Annotated in this window: 22 protein-coding genes; 13 read left to right on the forward strand and 9 right to left on the reverse strand. The window is 68.4% G+C overall.

The annotated features are described in order from the left end of the window. Window positions 1–19: 19 nt before the first annotated feature. Genes DA1_RS06220 through DA1_RS06230 form a run of 3 tightly spaced genes read left to right on the forward strand, consistent with a single transcriptional unit; the run spans window position 20 to window position 2,131 of the window. Window positions 20–748: an amino acid ABC transporter permease gene (locus DA1_RS06220; protein ID WP_016448704.1), complete on the forward strand. Its 729-nt coding sequence runs from the start codon at window positions 20–22 to the stop codon at window positions 746–748. Then, entirely contained in the window at window positions 745–1,398 is a 654-nt protein-coding gene (locus DA1_RS06225) for an amino acid ABC transporter permease (protein ID WP_012202167.1), read from the forward strand. Before DA1_RS06220 ends, DA1_RS06225 begins: the two co-directional genes overlap by 4 nt. Next, on the forward strand, window positions 1,385–2,131 hold the full coding sequence (locus DA1_RS06230) for an amino acid ABC transporter ATP-binding protein (protein ID WP_034397706.1): 747 nt from the start codon (window positions 1,385–1,387) through the stop codon (window positions 2,129–2,131). Before DA1_RS06225 ends, DA1_RS06230 begins: the two co-directional genes overlap by 14 nt. A gap of 72 nt (window positions 2,132–2,203) precedes the next feature. Here DA1_RS06230 and DA1_RS06235 read toward each other — a convergent pair whose 3' ends face one another. From DA1_RS06235 to urtA, 7 genes are all read right to left on the reverse strand, one after another. Further along, a complete protein-coding gene (locus tag DA1_RS06235; protein WP_034397703.1) occupies window positions 2,204–2,563 on the reverse strand; it encodes an FmdB family zinc ribbon protein in 360 nt (119 codons plus the stop codon). A gap of 46 nt (window positions 2,564–2,609) precedes the next feature. Beyond that, a complete protein-coding gene (gene fmdA, locus DA1_RS06240) occupies window positions 2,610–3,839 on the reverse strand; it encodes a formamidase (protein WP_012202164.1) in 1,230 nt (409 codons plus the stop codon). 36 nt (window positions 3,840–3,875) lie between these two features. Beyond that, a complete protein-coding gene (urtE, locus tag DA1_RS06245; protein ID WP_012202163.1) occupies window positions 3,876–4,565 on the reverse strand; it encodes an urea ABC transporter ATP-binding subunit UrtE in 690 nt (229 codons plus the stop codon). 20 nt (window positions 4,566–4,585) lie between these two features. Beyond that, window positions 4,586–5,329: an urea ABC transporter ATP-binding protein UrtD gene (urtD, locus tag DA1_RS06250; RefSeq protein WP_012202162.1), complete on the reverse strand. Its 744-nt coding sequence runs from the start codon at window positions 5,327–5,329 to the stop codon at window positions 4,586–4,588. Between the two features lie 19 nt (window positions 5,330–5,348). Beyond that, complete coding sequence (urtC, locus tag DA1_RS06255; RefSeq protein ID WP_034397702.1) at window positions 5,349–6,551, reverse strand: urea ABC transporter permease subunit UrtC; 1,203 nt, start codon at window positions 6,549–6,551, stop codon at window positions 5,349–5,351. A 62-nt stretch (window positions 6,552–6,613) separates the two neighbouring features. Beyond that, complete coding sequence (urtB, locus tag DA1_RS06260; RefSeq protein ID WP_013800106.1) at window positions 6,614–7,528, reverse strand: urea ABC transporter permease subunit UrtB; 915 nt, start codon at window positions 7,526–7,528, stop codon at window positions 6,614–6,616. A 110-nt stretch (window positions 7,529–7,638) separates the two neighbouring features. Next, window positions 7,639–8,904, reverse strand: a complete 1,266-nt coding sequence (gene urtA, locus DA1_RS06265; RefSeq protein ID WP_012202159.1) for an urea ABC transporter substrate-binding protein — start codon at window positions 8,902–8,904, stop codon at window positions 7,639–7,641. A 214-nt stretch (window positions 8,905–9,118) separates the two neighbouring features. Between urtA and DA1_RS06270 the strand changes: the two genes are divergently transcribed. Next, window positions 9,119–12,619 (forward strand): hybrid sensor histidine kinase/response regulator, encoded by a 3,501-nt coding sequence (locus DA1_RS06270; RefSeq protein ID WP_012202158.1) that lies wholly within the window; start codon window positions 9,119–9,121, stop codon window positions 12,617–12,619. A 19-nt stretch (window positions 12,620–12,638) separates the two neighbouring features. Beyond that, entirely contained in the window at window positions 12,639–13,613 is a 975-nt protein-coding gene (locus DA1_RS06275; protein WP_034397700.1) for a response regulator transcription factor, read from the forward strand. Here the strand turns inward: DA1_RS06275 and DA1_RS06280 are convergent. Then, window positions 13,586–14,080, reverse strand: a complete 495-nt coding sequence (locus DA1_RS06280) for a PACE efflux transporter (RefSeq protein WP_034397699.1) — start codon at window positions 14,078–14,080, stop codon at window positions 13,586–13,588. The genes DA1_RS06275 and DA1_RS06280 overlap by 28 nt on opposite strands. Window positions 14,081–14,154: 74 nt before the next feature. Between DA1_RS06280 and DA1_RS06285 the strand changes: the two genes are divergently transcribed. From DA1_RS06285 to DA1_RS06300, 4 genes are all read left to right on the forward strand, one after another. Continuing rightward, the gene (locus tag DA1_RS06285; protein WP_034397696.1) at window positions 14,155–15,066 is read left to right on the forward strand and encodes a LysR family transcriptional regulator; all 912 of its coding nucleotides are present in this window, start codon (window positions 14,155–14,157) and stop codon (window positions 15,064–15,066) included. Between the two features lie 150 nt (window positions 15,067–15,216). Further along, the gene (locus tag DA1_RS06290) at window positions 15,217–16,866 is read left to right on the forward strand and encodes a M30 family zinc metallopeptidase (protein WP_034397695.1); all 1,650 of its coding nucleotides are present in this window, start codon (window positions 15,217–15,219) and stop codon (window positions 16,864–16,866) included. A 5-nt stretch (window positions 16,867–16,871) separates the two neighbouring features. After that, window positions 16,872–17,276, forward strand: coding sequence for a hypothetical protein (locus DA1_RS06295; protein ID WP_034399061.1), 405 nt, complete (start codon window positions 16,872–16,874; stop codon window positions 17,274–17,276). 28 nt (window positions 17,277–17,304) lie between these two features. Further along, window positions 17,305–18,177, forward strand: a complete 873-nt coding sequence (locus DA1_RS06300) for a PPK2 family polyphosphate kinase (protein ID WP_034397694.1) — start codon at window positions 17,305–17,307, stop codon at window positions 18,175–18,177. A gap of 24 nt (window positions 18,178–18,201) precedes the next feature. Here the strand turns inward: DA1_RS06300 and DA1_RS06305 are convergent, their stop codons facing one another. After that, window positions 18,202–19,020, reverse strand: coding sequence for a fumarylacetoacetate hydrolase family protein (locus tag DA1_RS06305; protein WP_034397692.1), 819 nt, complete (start codon window positions 19,018–19,020; stop codon window positions 18,202–18,204). A gap of 175 nt (window positions 19,021–19,195) precedes the next feature. Here DA1_RS06305 and DA1_RS06310 point away from each other — a divergent pair, with 175 nt between their 5' ends. The 4 genes from DA1_RS06310 to DA1_RS06325 all read left to right on the forward strand — a co-directional run bounded on the left by DA1_RS06310 (window position 19,196) and on the right by DA1_RS06325 (window position 24,416). Then, window positions 19,196–20,500, forward strand: a complete 1,305-nt coding sequence (locus DA1_RS06310; protein ID WP_013800098.1) for a Glu/Leu/Phe/Val family dehydrogenase — start codon at window positions 19,196–19,198, stop codon at window positions 20,498–20,500. Between the two features lie 317 nt (window positions 20,501–20,817). Next, window positions 20,818–21,786 (forward strand): Bug family tripartite tricarboxylate transporter substrate binding protein, encoded by a 969-nt coding sequence (locus tag DA1_RS06315; protein ID WP_034397690.1) that lies wholly within the window; start codon window positions 20,818–20,820, stop codon window positions 21,784–21,786. Window positions 21,787–21,807: 21 nt separating this feature from the next. Further along, window positions 21,808–23,388 carry a class I adenylate-forming enzyme family protein gene (locus tag DA1_RS06320; protein WP_034397689.1) on the forward strand — a complete coding sequence of 527 codons (1,581 nt, stop codon included), beginning with the start codon at window positions 21,808–21,810 and terminating at the stop codon, window positions 23,386–23,388. A 38-nt stretch (window positions 23,389–23,426) separates the two neighbouring features. Then, window positions 23,427–24,416: a tripartite tricarboxylate transporter substrate binding protein gene (locus tag DA1_RS06325; RefSeq protein ID WP_155294355.1), complete on the forward strand. Its 990-nt coding sequence runs from the start codon at window positions 23,427–23,429 to the stop codon at window positions 24,414–24,416. The last annotated feature ends 170 nt before the right edge of the window (window positions 24,417–24,586 follow it).

Below are 24,586 nucleotides of genomic sequence, written 5' to 3' on the forward strand. Positions count from 1 at the left end.
TGCTCCCGGAAATCCTTCCATGGCCTATCAATTCGACTTCGGCGCCGTGTTCGACTACAGCGGCCTGCTGGCACAGGGCGCAGGCTTCACGCTGGCGCTGACGGCGGCGGGCGCCGTGCTGGGCGGCGCCATCGGCGTGGCCGGCGGCGTCAGCCGCGCCTGGCGCATTGCGCCGCTGCACTGGCTGTTCAAGGTGTACGTGGAGGGCATACGCAACACGCCCTTCCTGGTGCAGCTGATGTTCGTGTTCTTCGGCCTGCCTTCGCTGGGCGTGCAGATCAACGAATGGCAGGCCTGCCTGCTGACCACGGTGATCAACCTGGGCGCCTACATCACCGAGATCGTGCGCGCCGGCATCCAGGAGACGCCGCGCGGCCAGCTGGAAGCCGCTGGCGCGCTGGGCATGGGCCGCTGGGCGGTCTTCCGCCATGTGGTGCTGCGCCCTGCGCTGCAGCGGGTCTGGCCCTCGCTGAGCAGCCAGATCGTGATCGTGATGCTGGGCACCTCGGTGGTCTCGCAGATCGCCGCCCAGGACCTGACCTTCGCCGCCAACTTCATCCAGTCGCGCAACTTCCGCGCGTTCGAGACCTACCTGGTGGTGACGGCGGCGTACTTCGTGCTGGCCCTGGCACTGCGCCAGTTGCTGGCCTGGATAGGCCAGCGCTTCGTGGTGGGCCGCCGCACGCCGCGTGCAGCCCGGCCCGCTGCACCTGCTGCACCTGCAACCACTGCCGGAGACGCCGCATGATTGCCGATATTCCCCTGCTGCCCATCCTGGCCAAGCTGGCCGAGGGCCTGCTGGCCACGCTGGCGCTATCGCTGCTGGCCTTCGTGCTGGGCGGCGCCACCGGATTGCTGGTGCTGTTCGCCCGCGTGGGCCGCAGCCAGAACCTGCGCCGCCTGGCCAAGGCCTATATCCAGGCCTTCCAGAACACGCCGCTGCTGATGCAGATGTTCATCGTGTTCTTCGGCTCGTCCATGGCCGGTCTGGACATCTCGCCCTGGACGGCGGCCGCCATCGGCCTGACGCTGTATACCAGCGCCTACCTGGCCGAGGTCTGGCGCGGCTGCGTGGAGTCCATCCCCAGCGGCCAGTGGGAAGCCTCCTCCAGCCTGGCCATGGGCTACCTGCAGCAGATGCGCCATGTGGTGCTGCCGCAGGCGCTGCGCCTGTCGATAGCGCCCACGGTCGGCTTCTCGGTACAGATCATCAAGGGCACGGCCGTGGCCTCGATCATCGGCTTCAGCGAGCTGACCAAGCTCGGCTCCATGCTGGCCAACGCCACCTTCCAGCCCTTCCTCATCTACGGCCTGGTCGCCGCAGGCTACTTCCTGCTGTGCTGGCCCCTGTCCCTCTACGCATCCCATCTGGAGAAGAAACTCTATGCCGCTCGTTGATGTGCGCGCCGTTCACAAGCATTACGGCAACAACCATGTGCTCAAGGGCGTGGACCTGAGCGTGGACAGCGGCCAGGTGGTCGCCATCATCGGCCGCAGCGGCTCGGGCAAGAGCACGCTGCTGCGCTCCATCAACGGGCTGGAGGCCATCCAGTCCGGCCAGATCGTGGTGGACGACGCCGTGCTCAAGGGCTCGGAGGGCAGCGCGCCCTCGCCCGCCCAGCTGCGCGCGCTGCGCCTGAACGTGGGCATGGTGTTCCAGCAGTTCAACCTGTTCCCCCACCTGACGGCGGGCGAGAACGTGGCCCTGTCGCCCACCGTGGTCAAGGGCGTGAAAAAGCCCGAGGCGGCGGCGCTGGCGCGCCAGATGCTGGCCAAGGTCGGCCTGGGCGACAAGTACGACAGCTACCCCGACCAGCTCAGCGGCGGCCAGCAGCAGCGCGTGGCCATTGCACGCGCGCTGGCCATGAAGCCCAAGGTGCTGCTGTGCGACGAGATCACCTCGGCCCTGGACCCGGAGCTGGTCAACGAGGTGCTGGCCGTGGTCAAGCAGCTCGCCGCCGAGGGCATGACGCTGATCATGGTCACGCACGAGATGCGCTTTGCCCGCGACGTGGGCGACCAGCTGGTGTTCATGCACCAGGGCCTGATCCACGAAAGCGGCCCGGCCAAGCAGCTGTTCGCCAACCCGCAGACGCCGGAGCTGGCGGGCTTCATCGGCGCGGTGCATTGAGCGGTACGGCCAGGCAGGACAAAGGCCCGCATCGCGGGCCTTTTTTGCATCGGTGCGGCGCAGGGGCCGCGGTCAGTGGCTGATCATCCAGGGCCGCTTGGTCGGGAAGGTCTTGGCACCGTTGGGCGCCGTGACCGTGGAGCCGCGCTTGCTGGCGCCGCTGCAGCAGCCGCAGCCCGAAGGGTGGCGCATGCGCGCGTAGCTGCCCTCGGCCACATCGCGTGAGCGCCTGGGCTCGTGCCGGGCGCGCTCGTTGGTGTCGTGGGCGCGGCGCTGCTCGGGGCTGGTGCAGGCCAGGCGCGGGGCGCTGACGAAGACGCGGGGCGAGGCCGCCTCGCAGCTGGGGCAGGGCGCGGGCTCGTTGCGCTGCGAGAGGCTGCGCAGCGCGTCGAAGCCGCCGCATGCGGAGCAGTGGTAGTCATAGGTGGGCATGGGCGGCCTCTGGCAGATGGTGGATAGCGGGTGTCGTATGCCGGGTTTACTTGTCCTGAGCGATGGGCAGGTCCACCCCGCCCGTGATGATCTTCTGTGGTCCCTCGGCCGTGGGATTGATGTCGAAGTCGAAGATCTCCGTGGGCAGCCACAGCGTGGCGCAGGCATTGGGCACGTCCACCACGCCGCTGATGTGGCCCTGCACGGGCGCCGTGCCCAGCAGCGAGTAGGCCTGGGCGCCGCTGTAGCCGAATTTCTTCAGGTACTCGATGGCGTTCAGGCAGGCCTGGCGGTAGGCCACGGTCACGTCCAGGTAGTGCTGCTTGCCCTTTTCGTCCACCGAGATGCCTTCGAAGATCAGGTAGTCCTTGTAGTTGGGCGTCATGGGGCTGGGCTTGAAGATGGGGTTCTTGATGCCGTACTTGGCCATGCCGCCCTTGATCAGCGAGACCTTCATGTGCACCCAGCCCGCCATCTCGATGGCGCCGCAGAAGGTGATCTCGCCATCGCCCTGGCTGAAGTGCAGGTCGCCCACGCTCAGGCCCGCGCCGTCCACGTAGACGGGGAAGAACACGCGCGAGCCGCGCGAGAGGTCCTTGATGTCGCAGTTGCCGCCGTGCTCGCGCGGCGGCACGGTGCGTGCGCCTTCGGCGGCGGCCTTGTCGCGCGCCTCGCCCTGCATCTGGCCCATGTGGGCGGTGGTGGCGTTGGGCGGGTTGGCCAGGCCGGGGATGCGGTCGGGGTCGGTGGCGATGAGGCCGGTCTCGCGCTCATTCCAGCTGGCCAGCATCTTGGGGTCGGGCAGGCAGCCGATCAGCCCCGGGTGGATGAGGCCTGCGAAGTTGACGCCGGGAATGTGGCGGCTCTTGGTGAACATGCCGTGGAAGTCCCAGATGGACTTCTGGGCCAGCGGGAAATGCTCGTCCAGGAAGCCGCCGCCATTCTGCTTGGAGAAAAAGCCGTTGAAGCCCCAGAGGCTGTCGTCGCGCGCGCCGATGTCCAGCAGGTCCACCACCAGCAGGTCGCCGGGCTCGGCGCCCTTGACGCCCACGGGGCCGGACAGGAAGTGGACGGTGGACAGGTCCACGTCGCGCACGTCTTCGGCGCTGTCGTCGTTCTTGATGGCGCCGCCGGTCCAGTCATAGGTCTCCAGCTTGAACTCCGCGCCCGGCTCCACCCAGACCGCCATGGGGATGTCGGGATGCCAGCGGTTGTGCACCTGCGGGTTGTCGTAGGGGGACTGGTTGAGATCGACCTTGATCAGGGTTTCGGCCATGGTGTGCTCCTTGCGATGGCAGTGGGAAAAAACGGATCAGACGGAGAGGTAGGACTTGATGCGCTGTTCATCCGTATCAGCACGGGCCGTCTCATGGACCAGGCGGCCGCCCTCGATGACGAACAGCCGGTCAGCCACATCCATGGCGAAGGAAAGCACCTGCTCGCTGACCACGATGGTGATGCGGCGCAGCTTGCGGATCTCGTTGAGCGCCTTGGCGATGTCCTTGATGATGGAAGGCTGTATGCCCTCGGTGGGCTCGTCCAGCAGCAGCACCTTGGGGTCGGTGACCAGGGCGCGCGCAATGGCCAGCTGCTGCTGCTGCCCGCCCGAGAGGTTGCCGCCCTTGCGCCGGCGCATGTCCCAGAGCACGGGGAACAGGGCGTAGATGTCGTCGGGCACCTGGCGCGTCTTCGCGTTCTCCAGGCCCGTCTGTATGTTCTCCTCCACGGTCAGCGTGGGGAAGATCATGCGGCCCTGGGGCACGTAGGCAATGCCCTTGGCCACGCGCCGGAAGCTCTCGTCCTTCGTGACGTCCTGGCCGGCCACGGTGATCTGGCCGCTCTTGGCGGGCATGACGCCCATCAGGCTTTTGAACAGCGTGGTCTTGCCCATGCCGTTGCGGCCCATGATGGCCACGGTTTCGTTCTCGCGGCCCTCGAAGCTGATGCCGTGCAGCGCCTCGCTCTGGCCATAGGCCACGTACAGATCCTTGACTTGCAGCATGTGAATTCCTTGTGCGTGCCTCAGTGGCCGAGGTAGACGTCGATGACCTTGGGGTCGGCCTGCACCTTGTCCATGGGACCCTCGGCGAGGATCTTTCCCTGGTGCATGACGGTGACCTTGTGCGCGATGCGCGCCACGAACTCCATGTCGTGCTCGATGACGATGACGGAGCGGTTCTTGCAGATGCGCTGCAGCAGCTCGGCCGTCAGTTCGCGTTCGCGGGCGCTCATGCCGGCGATGGGCTCGTCCAGCATCAGCAGCTCGGGCTCCTGCATGAGCAGCATGCCGATCTCCAGCCACTGCTTCTGGCCATGGCTGAGCAGGCCGGCCTCGGTGTCCAGGCGCTCGTCCAGGCCGATGTCGGCGGCCACGGCCTGCACGCGATCGCGCACCGCCTCCGTGCACTTGAAGGCCAGCGCACCGAAGACCGAGCGGCCTTGCGGGTAGGAGACCTCCAGGTTCTGGAAGACCGACAGGTTCTCGTAGATGGACGGCGTCTGGAACTTGCGCCCAATCCCCAGGCGCACGCGCTTGTGCTCAGCCATGCGCGTGAGTTCCTCGTTCTTGAACTTGATGCTGCCGGCCGTGGCGCGGGTCTTGCCGCAGATCAGGTCCAGCAGCGTGGTCTTGCCCGCGCCGTTGGGGCCGATGATGACGCGCAGCTCGTTCTTGTCGATGTACAGGTTCAGCGCGTCGATGGCCTTGAAGCCGTCGAAGGAGACCGTCAGGTCTTCCACGGCCAGCGTGAAGTCGGTATTGCTCATGGTGTGCTCCCGCTGTGGTTCAGGCGCCCTGGCGGCCCATGCCTTCGGACAGGGCGGACGTGGGCTTGGTGGCGGCCGGGGCCGGGGCAGGTGCTGCCTGGGCTCCCTGCGCTGCGGCAGGCGCTGCGCCAGGTGCCGTGCCCTTGCGGCGGCTGTTCCACCACGGAACGATGCGGCTTTCCCACAGGCCGGCCAGCCCCATCGGGAAGGCCATGGTCACGCCGATGAACAGGCCCGCCATGAGGAACAGCCACAGGTCCGGGAAGCTCTCCGAGAAATAGGTCTTGCCCGCGTTGACCAGCAGCGTGCCGTACACGGCGCCCACCAGGCTCATGCGCCCGCCCACGGCGGCGTAGATGACCATTTCGATGGAGGGCACGATGCCCACGAAGCTGGGCGACATGAAGCCCACCTGCAGCGTGAATAGCGCGCCGCCCACGCCCGACAGCGCAGCGGCCAGGCAGAACACGAAGACCTTGAAGTTGGCCACGTCGTAGCCGGAAAAGCGCACGCGGTCTTCCTTGTCGCGCATGGCCAGCAGCAGGGTGCCCACCTTGCCGGTCTGAATCCAGCGGCACAGCACGATGGCGCCGATCAGCAGGGCCACGCAGACGTAGTAGAGGATGTACTTGGCGCTGTCCGTGCGCGTGTCCCAGCCCCACAGGGTCTTGAGGTCGGTCATGCCGTTGACGCCGCCCGTGTAGCCCTGCTGGCCGATGATGAGCACGGTGACGATCAGCGCCACGGCCTGCGTGATGATGGCGAAGTACACGCCGCCCACGCGGCGCTTGAACATGGCGAAGCTGATGAGCCAGGCCAGCAGCGTGGGCACGGCGATGACGGCGGCCAGCGAGAACGGCAGGCTCTTGAAGGGCAGCCAGAACGAGGGCAGCTCGGTCAGCTGGTTCCAGTCCATGAAGTCGGGGATGCCGGGCGTGGACTGGATCTTGGTGCTGATGGGGTCGGACGCCTCCAGCTTCAGGAACATGGCCATGGCATAGCCGCCCAGGCCGAAGAACACGCCCTGGCCCAGGCTGAGCACGCCGCCATAGCCCCAGACCATGACCAGGCCGATGGCGACGAAGGCATAGGTCAGGTACTTGCCGACCAGGTTGAGGCGGAAGATGTCCAGCGCCAGGGGCAGCACCACCGCCAGCAGGACGGTGAGCAGCACCAGGCTGGCGAGCTGGTAGCGCTGTATCCAGGCTTTGAGGGCTTGCATGGAATGACTCCGGTGAACTCAGGGGAAATCGGGGGAACTCGTGGACAGGGCCGGCGCCGGGATCAGCGCCGCACCTTGGACGCGAACAGGCCCTGGGGACGCAGCATCAGGATGAAGACGATCAGCGACAGCGTGATCACCTTGGCCATGGAGCCCGCCAGGAAGAACTCGGTGATGGACTGCGTCTGCGCAATTCCGAAGGCCGAGACCACGGTGCCCAGCAGGCTGGCCGCGCCGCCGAAGGTGACCACCAGGAAGGCGTCCACGATGTACAGCGAGCCCGAGGTGGGGCCGGTGGAGCCGATGGTGGTGAAGGCCGCACCCGCCACGCCTGCGATGCCGCAGCCGATGGCAAAGGTCAGGCGGTCGGTCTTCTTGGTGTCGATGCCGATGGCATTGGCCATCACGCGGTTGCTGACCGTGGCACGCACGCGCAGGCCCCAGCGGCTCTTGTGCAGCGCGATCAGCACGCCGGCCGTGACCACCGCGGTCAGCGCCAGCACGAACAGGCCGTTGATGGGAATGTCCAGCCCCTCGGCCGGCGCCCACGAGCCCATCAGCCAGTCAGGCAGGGTGGGGCTGACTTCCTTGGGGCCGATGAAGGTGCGAAAGCACTGCTGCAGCGCCAGGCTCACGCCCCAGGTGGCCAGCAGCGTGTCCAGCGGGCGCTTGTAGAGGTGGCGGATCAGCCCCCACTCCACCAGCCAGCCGGCCGCGAAGGCGAACAGGAAGGCGGCCACGATGGCCAGCGGGAAGTAGTAGGGCATGAACTCGGGCGCGTGCTGCGCCGTGAGCGTGGAGCCCAGGTAGATGGTGTAGGCGCCAATGGTCATGAACTCGCCATGCGCCATGTTGATCACGCCCATCTGGCCAAAGATGATGGCCAGGCCCAGGCCCATCAGCAGCAGCACGGCGAACAGGCTCAGCCCCGCGAAGCCCTGCATCAGGCCGATGTTCATCATGTCGGAAAAACTCATGGTGCTGCTCCTGCGCGCAAGCCAATCGGGAGAGGGGGAAACGGTTCACGCGGCGGCCCGCCCACCAGGCCGCAGGCCGCCACGCATCACCTGCCTGAACGGATCAGGACTTACTGGTAACCCTTGGGGAAGGGATCGGGTTTGATGAGTTCAGGCGACTCCGAGACCACCTTGAACGTGCCGTCCGGCTGCCCCACGGCAATGCGCGACTTGCTCCACAGGTGGTGGTTGGCGTCCACCTTCACGTAGCCTTCGGGCGCGGTCTTGAGTTCCAGCCCCGGCGATGCGGCCACCACCTTGTCCACGTCGAAGCTCTTGGCCTTTTCCACGGCGGCCTTCCACAGCCAGGGGCCCAGGTAGCCGGCCTGGGTGACGTCGCCGATGACGGCGTTGGGGCCGTACTTGGCCTTGAAGGCGGCCACGAACTTCTTGTTGTTCTCGTTGTCCAGCGTCTGGAAGTACTTCATCGAGGAGTAAAAACCCGTGAAGTTCTCGCCGCCCACGCCGGTCATCTCGTCCTCGGTCACCGACAGCGTGACCAGCAATTGCTTGTCACCCGTGATGCCTGCGGCCTTGAGCGCCTTGTAGAAGGCCACGTTGGAGCCGCCCACCACGGCCACGAAGATGCAGTCCGGCTTTTGCAGCTTGATCTTGTTGACCAGCGAGCCGAAGTTGGTGCTGCCCAGCGGGTAGTACTCCTCGCCGACGACCTTGCCCTTCTGGAAGTTTTCGATGTGCTTGCGCGCGATCTTCATCGAGGTGCGCGGCCAGATGTAGTCCGAGCCGATCAGGAAGAAGGTCTTGGCCTTCTTCTCGGCCTTGGCCCAGTCCAGGCTGTACAGGATCTGCTGCGTGGCTTCCTGGCCCGTGTAGATCACGTTCTTGGACTGCTCCAGGCCTTCGTAGAAGGTGGGGTAGTACAGCAGGCCGTTTTCCTTCTCGAACACGGGCAGCACGGCCTTGCGCGAGGCGCTGGTCCAGCAGCCGAAGACGGCGGCGCAGCGGTCGTTGATGAGCAGTTTCTTGGACTTCTCGGCGAAGGTGGGCCAGTCGGAGGCGCCGTCTTCCTTGATCACGCGGATCTTGCGGCCCAGGATGCCGCCCATGGCGTTGATCTGGTCGATGGCCAGTTGCTCGGCCTGGATGGAGCCGGTCTCGGAGATCGCCATGGTGCCCGTGGCCGAGTGCAGCTGACCCACGACGACTTCGGTGTCGGTCACGGCCAGCTTGGTGGTGTTGACCTGGGCCGTGGGCTGGGCGAAGGACCAGGCCGGCAGCCCGGCCACCGAGGCGGCGCCAAGCGCCTGCAGGACGCGGCGGCGGCCCATTTCCGTGCCGGGGGAACCAGGTGTGCGGGGGTCGGAGGGGTGGCTCATGGTGACTCTCCTGTAAGGATCGGTTGGGTGATCTGCAAGTGGCTGAAAACTGGCGTTGCGGTTACGGCTTGTTTCCGCGCTGGGTCCAAGATTAGGAAGAACCCTTGAAACCGCCCATACGTCAATTGACGTAGCCATCTGCGTACGCACCCCACGCACCCTTCTTGAAAGCCGCGCCAGCATTGGCCCCGCACGTTTCTTGCTAGACCTGGGAATGCACTCCGCACCCCCGCCCGACAGCCCCGCCAGCACCTCGCCCGCGCCGCAGACCATCTTTCGGTTCCGGCGCGAATACAACGCCTGGGTGGCCGACGAGACCATGGAGGACTACGCGCTGCGCTACACGCCGCGCAGCTTTCGGCGCTGGAGCGAGTTCCGCGTGGCCAACACGGCCTTCGGCTCGCTGTCCTTCCTGGCGCTGGAGGCGATCGGCGGCGCCATTGCGCTGAACTACGGCTTTGCCAACGCCATGTGGGCCATCGTCACCGTGGGGCTGGTGATCTTCCTGACGGGGCTGCCCATCGCCGTCTGCGCGGCACGCTACGGGCTGGACATGGACCTGCTGACGCGGGGCGCGGGCTTCGGCTACCTGGGCTCGACCATCACCTCGCTGATCTACGCCGTCTTCACCTTCATCTTCTTCGCGCTGGAGGCGGCCATCATGGCGCTGGCCCTGCAGCTGGTGGTGGACTGGCCGCTGCAGTGGTGCTATGCGCTGTCGGCCCTGGTGGTGCTGCCGCTGGCCATGCGCGGCATCACGCTGATCTCGCGCCTGCAGGCCTGGACGCAGCCGCTGTGGCTGTTCCTGCTGGTGCTGCCTTTCGTGTGGATGGCGCTGTCCCAGCCCCAGCTGTACCGCGACTTCGCCAGCCTCACCGGCCTGCGCTCGGGCAGCAGCCAGTTCGATCCGCTGATGTTCGGCGCGGCGGCGGCCGTGATCTTCGCGCTGGTGGTGCAGATCGGCGAGCAGGTGGACTTCCTGCGCTTTCTGCCGCCGCGCACCCGGGCCAACCGCCTGCGCTGGTGGGGCGCGGTGCTGGTGGCCGGACCGGGCTGGGCCGTGATGGGCATGCTCAAGATGGCGGGCGGCGCGTTTCTCGCCTTCGCGGCCATGCAGCTGGAAGGGGTGGACGCCTCGCGCGCGGCCGAGCCCACGCAGATGTTTCTGGTGGGCTTCCAGCAGGTGCTGCAGGCCCTGGGCCTGCCGGGGCTGGCTGTGGCGGTGACCGTGGTCTTCGTGGTCATCTCGCAGGTCAAGATCAACGTGACCAATGCCTACGCGGGGTCGCTTGCCTGGTCCAACTTCTTCGCGCGCATCACGCGCAGCCATCCGGGGCGCGTGGTCTGGATGGTGTTCAACGTGGTCATCGCCACCTTGCTGATGACGCTGGGCGTGTTCGGCGCGCTGGAGAAGGTGCTGACCATCTACAGCAACGTGGCCATCGCCTGGGTGGGTGCGCTGGTGGCCGACCTGGTCATCAACAAGCCGCTGGGACTGAGTCCGCCGGGCATCGAGTTCCGCCGCGCCCATCTGTACGACTTCAATCCCGTGGGTCCGGGCGCCATGCTGCTGGCCGCCGCCGTGGCCTGCTGCGCCTATGCGGGCCTGCTGGGCGAGACGGCGGCCGCGTTCTCGCCCTTCATCGCGCTGGCGCTGTCCATGCTGCTGTCGCCGCTGCTGGCCTGGCTGACGGGCGGGCGCTACTACCTGGCGCGGCCCGCAGGCAACCTGTGGAAGCCCGGCGAGACCGTGCGCTGCGCCGTCTGCCAGAAGCATTTCGAATCCGAGGACATGGCGCACTGCCCCGCCTACGGCGCGCCCATCTGCTCGCTTTGCTGCTCGCTGGAGTCGCGCTGCCATGACCGCTGCAAGACCGGATCGCGCGCGGGCGAGCAGTTGCATGCGCTGGCCTCGGCCCTGCTGCCGCCGCGCTGGGCGACCAAGGTGAACTTCCGCGCGGGCCAGTACCTGGTGGTGATGCTGTCGCTGTGCGCGGTGACGGCCTTCATGGTGGGCGTGGTCTACATGCAGGAAAGCCTGCAGGCAGGCAGCGTCGATGGCGGCGCGCTGCGCATCCCCTTCCTCAAGGTCTTCGCGCTGCTGGCCCTGCTGTGCGCCGTGGCCGCCTGGTGGGTGGTGCTGAGCACGGACAGCCGGCGCATGGCGCAGGACGAGTCCGAGCGCCAGAACCAGCTGCTGCTGCAGGAGATCGCCGCCCACAAGCGCACCGATGCCGAGCTGCAGGCCGCCAAGGACCATGCCGAGCAGGCCAGCCAGGCCAAGACCCGCTACGTGGCCGGCATGACGCACGAGCTGCGCTCGCCGCTCAACAGCCTGCTGGGCTATACGCAGATCCTGCTCAAGAGCCCGCAGGTCGATGGCTGGGTGCGCGAGACCCTGTCCACCATGCAGCACAGCGGCCAGCACCTGCGCGCGCTGATCGACGAATCGCTGGAGTTGGCCAGCATCGAGGCCGGCCGCCTGCGCCTGGACCTCGCCCCCCTGCCCCTGCCCGCGCTGATCGACGGCATCGAGGCCATGATGCGGCCCCAGGCCCAGGCCAGGGGGCTGCAGTTCTCGGTCGAGACGCTGGGCACCATGCCGCGCTGGGTGCGGGCCGACGCCAAGCGGCTGCGCCAGATCCTGATCAACCTGCTGTCCAACGCCGTGCGCTTCACCCAACGCGGCGAGGTGCGGCTGCGCATGGACTTCAGGCCCCATGTCTCGCGCATCGAGGTCATCGATACCGGCATCGGGATCGAACCGCAGGACATGGAGCGCATCTTCGTGCCCTTCGAGCGCGGCAGCGCGGGGCGGCGCGTCAGCGAGGCGGGCACGGGCCTGGGGCTGACCATCACCCATCTGCTGACCGAGCTGATGGGCGGCCAGCTCACCCTGAGCAGCACGCCCGGCGAGGGCAGCTGCTTCACCGTGCGCCTGTACCTGCCCGAGATGGCGCCCGACGCGTCCTGGGTCCCTCCGGGCGCCGCCGCCACGCTGCACACCGTCATCGGCTATCTGCCGCCCCGGCGCACCCTGCTGGTGGTGGACGACCAGCCGCTGCAGCGCCAGCTGCTGGCCGGCCTGCTGCTGCCGCTGGGCTTCGAGATCCGCGAGGCCGCCAGTGGCCGCGAGTGCCTGGAGATCGTGGAGCAAAGCCCGCCCGACCTGGTGCTGCTGGACATCAGCATGGACGACCTGGACGGCTGGCAGACCGCCGCCCTGCTGCGCGCGCGCTGGGATGCGCAGCAGCTGCCCGTGGTCTTCGTCTCGGCCAACCTGTTCGACAACGACCCGCCGCGCCTGGCCGATGCGCGCTGCCAGGGCTTTGTCGCCAAGCCCGTGACCGAGTCCGAGCTGCTGCAGGTGCTCGAGCGCGTGCTGCGGCTGGAGTGGGTGCATGACAACCGCCCGCTGCTGCTGCCGGCGCCACGTGCAGAGCAGGCAGAGGCCAAGGCAGAGGAGGCGCCGTCAGCCGCCCCCTTCCCGCCCGACCTGCGTGAAGACCTGGCCCGGCTGGCGCGCTCGGGCCAGGCCACCGCCCTGCGCGAGCGCCTGCGCCAGGCGCGCCAGCAGGCGCCCGCGCATGCCGCGCTGCTCGATGCGCTGCAGGCCTGCGCGAACCGCTTCGACTTCGATGCGCTGGCGCGCATGCTGCCGCGGCCCGAGCAAGAGGATGAAGAAGACGAAGAAAGAGAGGAGACCGATGAATGAGAACCCGCAAAGGCCACAGATGACGACCGCCGACAGCAGCAGCCACCCCAGCCACCCCCCTCACAACGCCCACGTCATCCTCGTGGTGGACGACGCGCTGGACAGCCTGCGCATGCTGTGCGACGCGCTGGCCGCCGAAGGCTACGTGGTGCTCGCCGCCCGCGACGCCGACGAGGCCCTGCAGCGCTTCGCCCTCACCGTGCCCGACGGCGTGCTGCTGGACGCCGTCATGCCCGGCATGGACGGCTTCACGCTGTGCCGCACGCTCAAGGCCACGCCGGCCTGGGCCCATGTGCCCGTGGTGTTCATGACCGGCCTGTCGGACACGGACCAGATCATCCGCGGCTTTGCCAGCGGTGGCGTGGACTACGTGGTCAAGCCGCTGCGCATCCCCGAGGTGCTGGTGCGCCTGGCCACCCATGTGCGCAACGCCCGCGCCACGCGCCAGGCGCAGGAGGCCGTGGACGTGGCGGGGCTGGGCGTGGTGGTGCTCGACGGCCAGGGCCGCGTGGCCTGGCGCTCGCCCCAGGCATCGCGCTGGCTGGAGGAGGCCTTTGCGGACCAGCCCTTCCCGCTGGAGGCGGCCGGGGACTGGCTGGCCGGCGCCCGCCAGCCGGATCAGCCCGGCCAGGCGGATCAGGAGGGCCAGCCCGCCCCCCAGGATCTGGCGCTGGCCCTGGCCGATGGCCGCCAGCTGCTGGCGCGCCACATGGGCGCCAGCGGCCTGGGGGAGTCGATGGTGCTGCTCAGCCACGAGGCGCCGCAGACGCCCGCCGCGCGCCGGCTGCAGCAGGTGGCGCTCACCCCGCGCGAGACCGAGGTGCTGTCATGGCTGAGCAAGGGCAAGACCAACCGCGACATCGCCGACATCCTGGGCATGAGCCCGCGCACGGTGAACAAGCACCTGGAGCACATCTTCGAGAAACTCGGCGTGGAGACCCGCACGGCCGCCGCCGCCGTGGCCGGTCAGTTGCTGCAGGCCGGCTCGCCCTGAGCACGCGGGGCCACCGCAGCGCACGCCGAGGCCGAAGCCGGCAGGCCGAACACATGGTCGAAGCACCAGTTGAAGACATAGGTGTAGACCAGGAAGAAGACCAGCAGGCCGGCCTCCATCACCGTGGCCTCCCACAGCGTGACGCCGAACCACCAGGCCATCAGCGGGATCAGCACCATGGCCAGCCCGCCCTCGAAGCCCAGGGCGTGCACCACGCGGCGCATCACCGAGCGGCCCTTGACGCTCTGGCGCGCCTCCCATTGCTCGAACAGGTGGTTGAAGGTCAGGTTCCAGACGATGGCCAGCGTGGAGGCGGCAATCGCCATGCCGCCCGAATGCCCGGCGCTCTGGCCGATGGCCATGAACAGCAGGCTGGAGGCCGCGATGGCGATCAGTTCATACAGGGTCACGAAGACCACTTTGCGCTTGGGCCCCTGGAGGCCCTTTTTGTGTGTCTGCAAGGTCATAGGGGGCGCAGTTTATTTGTCTGGAATTGAACGTTAAAGTCAGATTCTTTCAATAAAACTGACAGGTTCCCGCCATGTCCTTCCCCGCTGACCAGGTGCCGCTGTTCCTTGCCGTGCTGGACCACGGTTCGTTTTCTGCCGCCGCACGCCGGCTGGGGCGGGTGCCCTCGGCCGTGAGCATGGCCATCGCCCAGCTGGAGGCGGAGCTGGACCTGCAGCTGTTCGACCGCAGCGGCCGCGAGCCCCGGCCCACGGCGGCGGCGCGCGCATTGGAGCCCCAGGCCCGGTTGCTGGCCGCCCAGCTGCAGCAGCTCAACCATCAGGCGCTGGCCCTGCACCAGGGACTGGAGGAGCGGCTGACCCTGGTGATCGCGCCCGAGCTGCTGTCCACGGCCTGGGCCGCGCCGCTGCAGCCGCTGGTCGAGGAATTCCCGGGGCTGGAGGTGGAGGTGCTGGTGGCAGCCCAGGTCGATGCGCTCAAGGAACTGCATTCGGGCCGCGCGCATCTGGCCCTGGTCTTCGAGCGCCCGGCCATCGACGGCCGCGAGGATTTCCAGGAGATGGGCCAGGAAACCATGGTCGCCGTGATGGCGGCCAGGCACCCGCTGGCCCGGCAACTGGGCGTGGACGGGCAGCAACGCCTGGACGTGGGCCAGCTGGCCGGCGCGCGCCAGATCCTGCTGGCCAGCCGCGACCTGGCCCACACCGATCCGCGCTTCGTGTTCTCGCACCAGCTGTGGCGCACGGACAGCCATCTGGCAGCCCTGTCGCTGGTCTCGGCCGGCCTGGGCTGGGGGTGGCTGCCCTTCAGCGTCGCCGAGCCCCTGCTGCAAACGGGCGCGCTGCTGCGCATTCCGCTGTGCAACATCAGCAACGGCACCCAGCTGTTCGTCGACTGGGTGTGGTCCAAGGAGCGCCCGCTGGGGCTGGCGGCGCGGCGGTTTGTGGAGCAGCTGCAGGTGCCGGTGCGGCTGGAGCCCAGGTGAGGCCTGCGGCTTGCGACCTGCAGGCAAGCCCTGCGCCTACACGCGGGAAACCGGCCAGTGCTTGCCGCCTGCAGGCAGGCCTGGGATAGTTGCGCAAGCGTCCGGCCGCCCTCCTTCTTCTGGCTGGACATGGACCATCGAGAGGAACCCATGTTTCAAGATCACTTTGGGGGCAAGGCCCTTGTTGCACTGGCACTGGGTGCGGGACTGGCAGGCTGCGGCGGCGGGGGCGGCGGCTCCACGCCGGGCGACTCCATCACGACACAGCTGAGCCCCGCCTGCACGGGCGCCTCGTGCGGCGCGACCGACGCCACCACCTATTCCGGCCAGGGCGTCGGCGTCTGGAGCTACACCAACGCCACCGCCGCAGAGCAGCCCGTTGCCGTAGGCCTGCGCAATCTGGGCACCCGGCCCGTGACGCTGATCTATACCAACACCGGCGATGCCGCCGTGGCCCTGCCGCCCATCACGCTCACGCCGCCAGCCGCAGCGGCGCAGGGCATTGCGGCGCAACAGTCGCTGAGCGCTGCGCAGCTGGTCAACCAGATCCCCCAGCGCGTACGTGACTTCAAGCCGAGCCTGCCCGCCCCGGTTGCAGGGCAGAGCGTGCAACCCTCGCGCGCGGTGTCGGCGGCCGTGCTGCCCGTGGGCAGCCAGCGCAGCTGGTTCGTCAACACGGAAAGCCCCACGGTCGAGACGCGCAGCGCCACGCTGCGGCGCCAGACCACGGCGCCCACGCCCACGGGCACCCGCACCATCAACCTGTGGCTGGAAGACAGCGAGTACGGCGGCGCCAAGGTCAGCGACGCCCTGCTGGACACCGTGATACAGCGCTTTTCCAGCGGGCCGGATTCCGTGCACGCCCTGGTCACGGGGCTGGCAGGCCAGCCCTGGGGGCCCCAGGCCCACAGCGAGCTGATCGCGGCCGACCAGCCGATCGACATCGTGTTCGTGAACTTCACGCCCGACAGCCAGCCCTACGGCCTGCTGGGCTACTTCTGGGCCGTGAACAACTTCAAGCGCACGGCCGGCAACTCGCAGTTCCAGTACAGCAACGAATCGCTGTCGTTCTACATGGACACGGAAACGCTGTACCTGGGCGGCGCCAACGGGCTGACCACGCAGATCAGCACGCTGTCGCACGAGTTCATCCACATGATCAACTTCTACCAGCGCGGCGCGCTCAAGGGCTCGGACTACATGTTCGACACCTTCCTTGAAGAGATGTCGGCCCTGATGTCCGAGGACATCCTGGCCGAAAGACTCACACCCGGCACCAATCCCATGCGTGACGGCCGCATTACCGGCTGGATGTCCAAGCCCGGCTTCAACTGCGACCTGGCCAGCTGGGCCTCGGATGTCAACGCCACCTGCTTCGGCTACAACGTCACGGGCAGCCTGGGCGCCTATCTGCTGCGCCAGCACGGCGTGGGCTTCTACCAGCAGATGCTGAGGAACACCTCCTCGCCCGACTCGCTGCAGGTGCTAGGCAACGCCATTGCACAGGCCGGTGGCCCCTCGTTGCCCGTCACGCTGCAGCGATGGGGTGCCAACATCGCCCTGCTGCCTTCCAGCGGCCCGGCCGGCTACGGCTGGCCCGCACGCACGGACCAGGACTTCACCCTGGTGGGCATCGACGGCCAGCGCTATGCGGCCGCACGCCGCCTGCCCGCCACCGTGCCCGCCCAGCTCGCGGCGCGCGGCCACTTCCCCTTCGTACGCCAGCCGGACGCCCAGGGCCTGTACCAGGAGCAGTTGCGCGTTCCCGCCGGCACCACCCTCACCGCCATCGTGCAATGACCTCCATGACCCAGACATCCCATACCGCAGTCGCCCGGGCCCTGCCCCTGCTGCTGGCCGGCAGCCTGTCGCTGCTGGCCACGGCCTGCGCCGCGCCACCTCCACCTCCTGCAACCGCACCGGCGCCCGCTTCGGCATCGGCCGCGCCCGCCGCGCCGGATGCCGGCCAGCCCCTGACCCTGCAAGGCCGTCTGGTGCTGCGTGGCAATGCGCCCCATGAGCAGCCCGTGCTGCAGACCGCCTCCGGCGAGACCTGGCAGCTCAAGGGCCTGAGTGCCGAGCAGGTCACGCAGTGGCAGCGGCAGAACGTGGAGGTCCGGGGCCAGCCCGGCCCCAGGCCCGCCGCTGGCGCCGCGCCTTCGATGGCGCCGCCGCAACTGCAGGTGCAATCCATTCGCGCCCAGCCCTGACCTTCCCCGCTCACCCACCGCTCAAGCCATGGACGCCTTCAACCCTTTCTCCAGCCGCGATGCGGCCGTGCAAAAGCTCTGGGAACAGTGGCAGCCGCGCTCCGCCAAGTCCGACAAGGACAAGCCCATTGCCCTGGCCGACTTCGACCCGGGCGCCAAGCCCTTTTCCAACGGCAACGGCAAGACCGAGGACAAGGCCACCGTAGAGGCCCTGGCCGAAGAGATCGACGCGCTGCAGAACCTGCTGTACGCCGACCGCCGCTACAAGCTGCTGGTCGTGCTGCAGGGCACGGACACGGCGGGCAAGGACGGCACCATCCGTGGCGTCTTCGGCCGCACCAGCGCCCTGGGCATGAACGCCGTGGGCTGGAAGGCGCCAACCGATGCAGAGCGCGCGCACGACTACCTGTGGCGCATCCACCAGCGCGTGCCGGGCGCAGGCGAGATCACGGTCTTCAACCGCAGCCACTATGAGGATGTGCTGGTGCCCGTGGTCAACGGCTGGATCACGCCCGAGCAGCAGCGCCAGCGCTTTGCCCACATCAACGACTTCGAGCGCATGCTCAGCGAAACGGGCACCGTGGTCGTCAAGTTCCTGCTGCACATCAGCGCCGACGAGCAGCGCGCGCGCCTGCAGGAGCGCCTGGACGACCCGGCCAAGCACTGGAAGTTCGACGAGAACGACATGAAGGTGCGCACGCAGTGGAAGGACTACCAGCAGGCCTACGGCCAGCTGCTGGGCGCCACGCACACGCCCTGGGCGCCCTGGACCATCGTGCCCGCGGATTCCAAGACGCACCGCAACCTCATGATCGCCACCTTGCTGCGCGAGGTGATGCGCAACCTGGACCTGCGCTTTCCGCCCGGCGATCCGGCCCTCAAGGACTACAAGATCACCTGATCACTCGATGGCCTGCCTGAAGCCTCACAGCTGCAGGCGGGCCTCGGCGATGCCGTCCAGCTCGGCCACCACCAGGTCACCGGCCTGGGCAAAGGCCAGGCCATTCCACGTGCCCGTAGTCACCACCGTGCCTGCGGGCACGCTGCCATAGCGGTGCACCAGCTCCTGCAGCCAGCCGGCCAGCAGCCACAGCGGGTCACCCAGCGGATGCGTTCCGGTGAACACCTGCTGCGGCCCCGCGCCCACGCGCAGCCGGCAGACCTGGGCTGACCAGTCCCGCGGCGACTCGCGCGGCAGCAGCCGCGAAGCGTCCTGCCAAGGTCCCAGCACCAGGGCGCCATGGCACAGGCCGTCGGCGGCCAGCAGCAGAGGCGGTGCCTTCAGGTGCTGGCGCCAGCGCGTATCCACCACCTCGATGGCGGCGGTGATGCCGTCGATCAGCTCCAGGCCCTCGCCGGGCTGCAGGGCGGCGGCCATCTCGGCCGTGATATCGCGACCCAGGCGCAGGGCGATCTCGGCTTCGATGCCGCGCAGGTGCAGCGGCGCGCCGCCAGCGACCGAGGGGCTGGCCCAGACGCCTTCTTCGGGCAGCGGCGCATGGGTCAGCGGGGCATCGCGGCGCGGCGCGCCAGACTTCCAGTAGCCCGGAACGCGGCCCGGTCCCTGCTGGCTACCGGCCACGCGCCAGCCCAGGGCGGGCGCCATGGCGGCCTGCACGGCCTGTGCATCTGCGGGCGTGCGCACCACGTCGGCCCAATCGTCGGCATCCAGCAATTCGCCGCTGTGGCGTGCCTGGAGCAGCGCATGGGCCAAGGCTGTGGGAGTGCGGGGCGTGTTCGTCATGGAGCGGCTTTCCTGGAGTGCATCGGTGGGTCTCAAGCGGCCCCGATTGTCCGCTGGACAAGGCGCCCCAGGGTTATGCATTAAATGCATAAGGCTCTCGCTCATAAGGCGTTGGACAGCGCATAGCCCCGGGAATAAGCTCAAAACCCTCAGACAACTCTTGTGTGGAACCACCATGCAGCAACCCGCTTCGGCCGGCGTTACCAACCACGCCATCCCTTCATACCTGCAGGCCGATCACCTCGGCCCCTGGGGCAACTACCTGCAGCAGGTCGATCGCGTCACGCCCTACCTGGGCCATCTCGCCCGCTGGGTCGAAACCCTCAAGCGCCCCAAGCGCATCCTGATCGTCGATGTGCCGATCGAGCTGGACAACGGCACCATCGCCCACTACGAAGGCTACCGCGTGCAGCACAACCTGAGCCGCGGTCCCGGCAAGGGCGGCGTGCGTTTCCACCAGGACGTGACCCTGTCCGAAGTCATGGCCCTGTCGGCCTGGATGTCGGTCAAGAACGCGGCCGTCAACGTGCCCTACGGCGGCGCCAAGGGCGGCATCCGTGTCGATCCCAAGACGCTGTCGCGCGGTGAGCTGGAGCGCCTGACGCGCCGCTACACCAGCGAGATCGGCCTGCTGATCGGCCCCTCCAAGGACATCCCCGCGCCTGACGTCAACACCAATGGCCAGATCATGGCCTGGATGATGGACACGTACTCCATGAACACCGGCGCCACCGCCACCGGCGTGGTCACGGGCAAGCCCGTGGACCTGGGCGGCTCGCTGGGCCGCGTCGAGGCCACCGGCCGCGGCGTGTTCACCGTGGGCGTGGAAGCGGCCAAGCTGACCGGCCTGTCGGTCCAGGGTGCGCGCATCGCCGTGCAGGGCTTCGGCAACGTGGGCGGCACGGCGGGCAAGCTGTTCGCCGACGTGGGCGCCAAGGTCGTGGCCGTGCAGGACCACACCGGCACCATCCACAACGCCAACGGCCTGGACGTGCCGGCCCTGCTGGCACACGTGGCCGCCAAGGGCGGCGTGGGCGGCTTTGACGGCGCCGAGGCCATGGACGCTGCCGACTTCTGGAGCGTGGACTGCGACATCCTGATCCCCGCCGCACTGGAAGGCCAGATCACCAAGGACAACGCCGGCAAGATCAAGGCCAAGATGGTGATCGAGGGCGCCAACGGCCCCACCACCACCGAGGCCGACGACATCCTGACCGAAAAGGGCGTGCTGGTGCTGCCCGACGTGCTGGCCAATGCCGGCGGCGTGACGGTGAGCTACTTCGAATGGGTGCAGGACTTCTCCAGCTTCTTCTGGAGCGAGGACGAGATCAACGCCCGCCTGGTGCGCATCATGCAGGACGCCTTCGCGGCCATCTGGCAGGTGGCCCAGCAGCACGGCGTGACGCTGCGCACCGCCACCTTCATCGTGGCCTGCCAGCGCATCCTGCATGCGCGCGAGATGCGAGGTTTGTATCCCTGACCCCCTGAGGCGCTGACGCGCCTTCCCCCTCTCTACCCGCTCCGCGGGGGAGGGGGACGACACCCTCGCTGCGGGGCGGCCCTTGCTCGGTGTCCCTGACTTGGGCCGCGCCAGTTTCATGCGCTGTGCATTCTGCGAAAAAGAAAAGGCGCTTCGGCGCCCTTTTTCTTGTGGCCGCCTTTTCGGCAACGGGTTAGCACGCGTTCCAGTGGGCCTAAGCGCGGGTTTCCGAATGGCGAAGCGGATCTCCAGTCAAACCCTGGTGCCCTGGGGCCCAGGGTTTTCTATCGTTGCGGGCAGTGAACTGGAGACTGCCCATGACCGTCCGACGCAGCCTGCTGGCCTTGCTGGCCGCTTTGCCTTTTTTCTCCCTGGCTCCTGCCGCCGCGCTGGCGGCGGCCTGGCCTGAACGCCCCATCACCATCGTGGTGCCGGCCGCCGCAGGCGGCACCACGGACATTGCCGCGCGCGTGCTGGCCGAGAAGATGGGAAAGGACCTGGGCACCTCGGTGGTGGTGGAGAACAAGGGCGGGGGCGGCGGCAGCATCGGCACGGCCCAGGTGGCGCGCGCCAGGCCTGATGGCTACACGCTGCTCATGGGCAACATCGGCCCGGTGGCCATCAATTTCAGCCTGTACAAGCAGCTCAGCTACAAGGAAAGCGATCTGCGCGGCATCACCAATGTGATCTCCGTGCCCAACATCCTCGTGGTCCATGCCGATTCGCCCGTGCGCAGCGTGCGCGAGCTGGTGGAGCTGGCCAGGACCCGGCGCCTGAACGTGTCCACCTCGGGCGTGGGCCAGTCGCCGCACATGTCCTCGGAGATGTTCCGCCAGAAGGCCGGCATCGAGGTCACGCTCGTGCCCTTTCCCGGCGCCGCGCCTGCGGTCACGGCGCTGCTGGGCCAGCAGGTGGACTACATGATCGACAACCTGCCCAGCTCCATGCCGCACATCAGGAGCGGCAAGTTCCGCGCGCTGGCCATCACCAGCGCCACGCGCTCGGCCCAGTTGCCCGAGGTGCCCACCATGACCGAGGCCGGCGTGCCCATGCAGGTCACGGCCTGGTTCGGCCTGCTGGCCCCTGCCGGCACGCCCGATGTCGTGGTCGAGCGCATCCAGCAGTCGGCCCGGCGCGCCATGCAGACGGCCGAGGTGCGCCAGCGCTTTGCCGACCTGGGCGGCGTGCCCGGTGGCGAGACACCGGCCGAGTACGACGCCTTCATCGCCCAGGAACGCAAGAGCTGGGCCCAGATCGTCAAGGCCGCAGGCCTGTCGCTGGAATAGTTCTCCCCACTCGCCCCTCCCATGCAAGAAGACATCGCCTCCCTGCTGCGCCAGCCCTTTGGCTCGCTGCCCGAACTCGTCGCGCTGCAGGCCAGCCAGCGCCCCGGCCACACCGCACTGGCCATGGACGGCCGCAGCCTCGACTACGCCGCGCTGCGCCTGGGCATGGACCGCGTGGCCCTGCGCCTGCAACGCCAAGGCCTGGGCCCCGGCGACGTGGTGGCCATTTGCGCGGGCAGCTCGCCCGAGTACGTGCTGGCCTTCCTGGGCGCGTTGCGCGCGGGCGTGGCCGTGGCGCCGCTGGCCCCGTCGGCCACGGCCGGCCACCTGAGCGCCATGCTGGACAACTGCGGCGCCCGGCTGGTGCTGCGCGATGCGGAAACCGCCGCGCAATGGCCGCTGCAGGCCGGACAGGATCTGCAATGCGTGGCTCTGGACGGCGCTGTCGAAGCCGGCATTCCGTGGTCGCAATGGCTGGCTGCGGACGAAGCGGACCATGGCACGGCACCCACGCCCATCCACCCCCAGCCCGACTGGCCCTTCAACGTCATCTACTCCTCGGGCACCACGGGAGTGCCCAAGGGCATTGTCCAGTCCTGGGCCATGCGCTGGGCCCATGTGCAGCGCGCCATCCACAACGGCTACGGACCCGATGCCGTCTCGCTGTGCGCCACGCCGCTGTACTCCAACACCACCCTGGTCGCGGCCCTGCCCACGCTGGGGCTGGGCGGCACCCTGGTGCTGATGCGCAAGTTCGACGCGGCGCAGTACCTGGAACTGGCCGAGCGCCACCATGCCACCCACACCATGCTCGTGCCCGTGCAGTACCAGCGGCTGATGCAGTGCCCGGGGTTCGACGGCGCCGACCTGAGCCGCCTGCAGCACAAGTTCTGCACCAGCGCACCCTTCCATCCCGCGCTCAAGGCCGAGGTGCTGCGCCGCTGGCCCGGACGGCTCATCGAGTACTACGGCATGACCGAAGGCGGCGTGCGCTGCGAGCTGCACTGCCATGACTTCCCCGACAAGCTGCACACCGTGGGGAGGCCGGGACCGGGCGCCGACATCCGCTTCATCGATGAGCAGGGCCGCGAACTGCCGCCCGGCGAGCAGGGCGAGATCGTGGGCCGCTCGGCCGGAATGATGAGCGGCTACCACCGCCTGCCCGACAAGACGCAGGAGGCCGAATGGTTCGATGCCCAGGGCCTGCGCTTCATCCGCAGCGGCGACGTGGGCCGCCTGGACGAGGACGGCTTCATCGTGCTGGGCGACCGCAAGAAGGACATGATCATCACGGGCGGCTTCAACGTCTACCCGAGCGACATCGAGTCCGTGCTGCTGCAGCACCCGCAGGTGGCCGAATGCGCGGTGATCGGCGTGCCCTCCGATGCATGGGGCGAGACCCCCGTGGCCTACGCCGTGGCGCGCCCCGATGCCACGCCCTCGGCCGCCGAGCTGCGCGAATGGCTGAACGCCCGCGTGGGCAAGACCCAGCGCGTGGCCGAGCTGCGGCTGGCCGCCAGCCTGCCGCGCAGCGAGATCGGCAAAGTGCTCAAGCGCGCGCTGCGCGAGCAGTACCAGGCCGGCGCCCTGTCCTCTTCATGAAACGGAGTCCCCCCATGCCCATGCCCATGCCCATGTCCATGCCCATGCACCCACTCCCGCGCCGCCGCCTGCTGTCCTGCCTGGCCCTGGCGACCTGCGCCCTGCTGGCCCCGGCCGCCCATGCTGCCGAGGCCTGGCCTGCCAAGCCCATACAGCTGGTCATTCCCTATCCACCCGCCGGCAGTGCCGACCTGCTGGGCCGCCCGCTGGCCGTGCAACTGCAGCAGCAGCTGGGCCAGCCCGTGGTGCTGGAATACAAGCCCGGTGCGGGCGGCACGCTGGCCTCGCAATACGTGGCGCGCGCCAGGCCCGATGGCTACACCGTGCTCATGGTGCTGGCCGCCCATGCCATCAACGACAGCCTCTATCCCAAGCTGCCCTACGACACCCGCCGCGACTTCGCGCCCGTGTCTTTGGTGGCCAACCTGCCCATGGTGGTTGCGGCCAGCAGCAAGCTGCCGGCAAAGAACATCCAGGAACTCATCCAGGCCGCCAAGGCCAACCCCGGCAAGCTCACCTTCGGCTCGGCGGGCAACGGCAACACGGGGCATCTTGCGGCCGAGTACTTCGGTTCCATGGCAGGCGTGCGCATGACCCATGTGCCCTACAAGGGCAGCGCGGGCGTGGTCAACGCCATGCTGGCCGGCGACATCGACCTGACCTTCGACAGCATCTCCACCTCCATGCCCCACATCCGCAGCGGGCGCATGCATGCGCTGGCCGTCACCAGCCCGCAGCGCTCGGCGCTGGCGCCCGAGGTGGCCACCATCCAGGAGCAGGGCATCGCAGGCTTCGACGTGACCGGCTGGTACGCCGTCATCGCGCCGGCCGGCACGCCCGCCGAAGCCACCCAGCGCCTGAGCCGCGAGATCGCCTCCGCCCTGCGCCAGCCCGCGCTGCAGGCCCAGCTGGCCGCCGGCGGCTACGAGCCCGTGGGCTCCACGCCCGAGGCGCTGCAGGCGCATATCGACAAGGAAATCACGCGCTGGGCCACTGTCGTCAAATCGACAGGTGCACGGGTGGATTGAAAGTCACCCCCTGAGCGGCTGCGCCGCTTCCCCCGTGTGCACGGCGCCCTCTCTCGCTTCGCGGGAGGGGGGCATCCGGGCAACCGGCGGCACCCTCGGTGCGGGGCGGCGCGGCCGGCGTAGGCCCTTCCTCGGTGCCCTGGAGTCGGTACACGCCAGTCTCGAGCGCC

The organism is Delftia acidovorans NBRC 14950 (genome assembly GCF_001598795.1).
Lineage (GTDB): Bacteria > Pseudomonadota > Gammaproteobacteria > Burkholderiales > Burkholderiaceae_C > Comamonas > Comamonas acidovorans.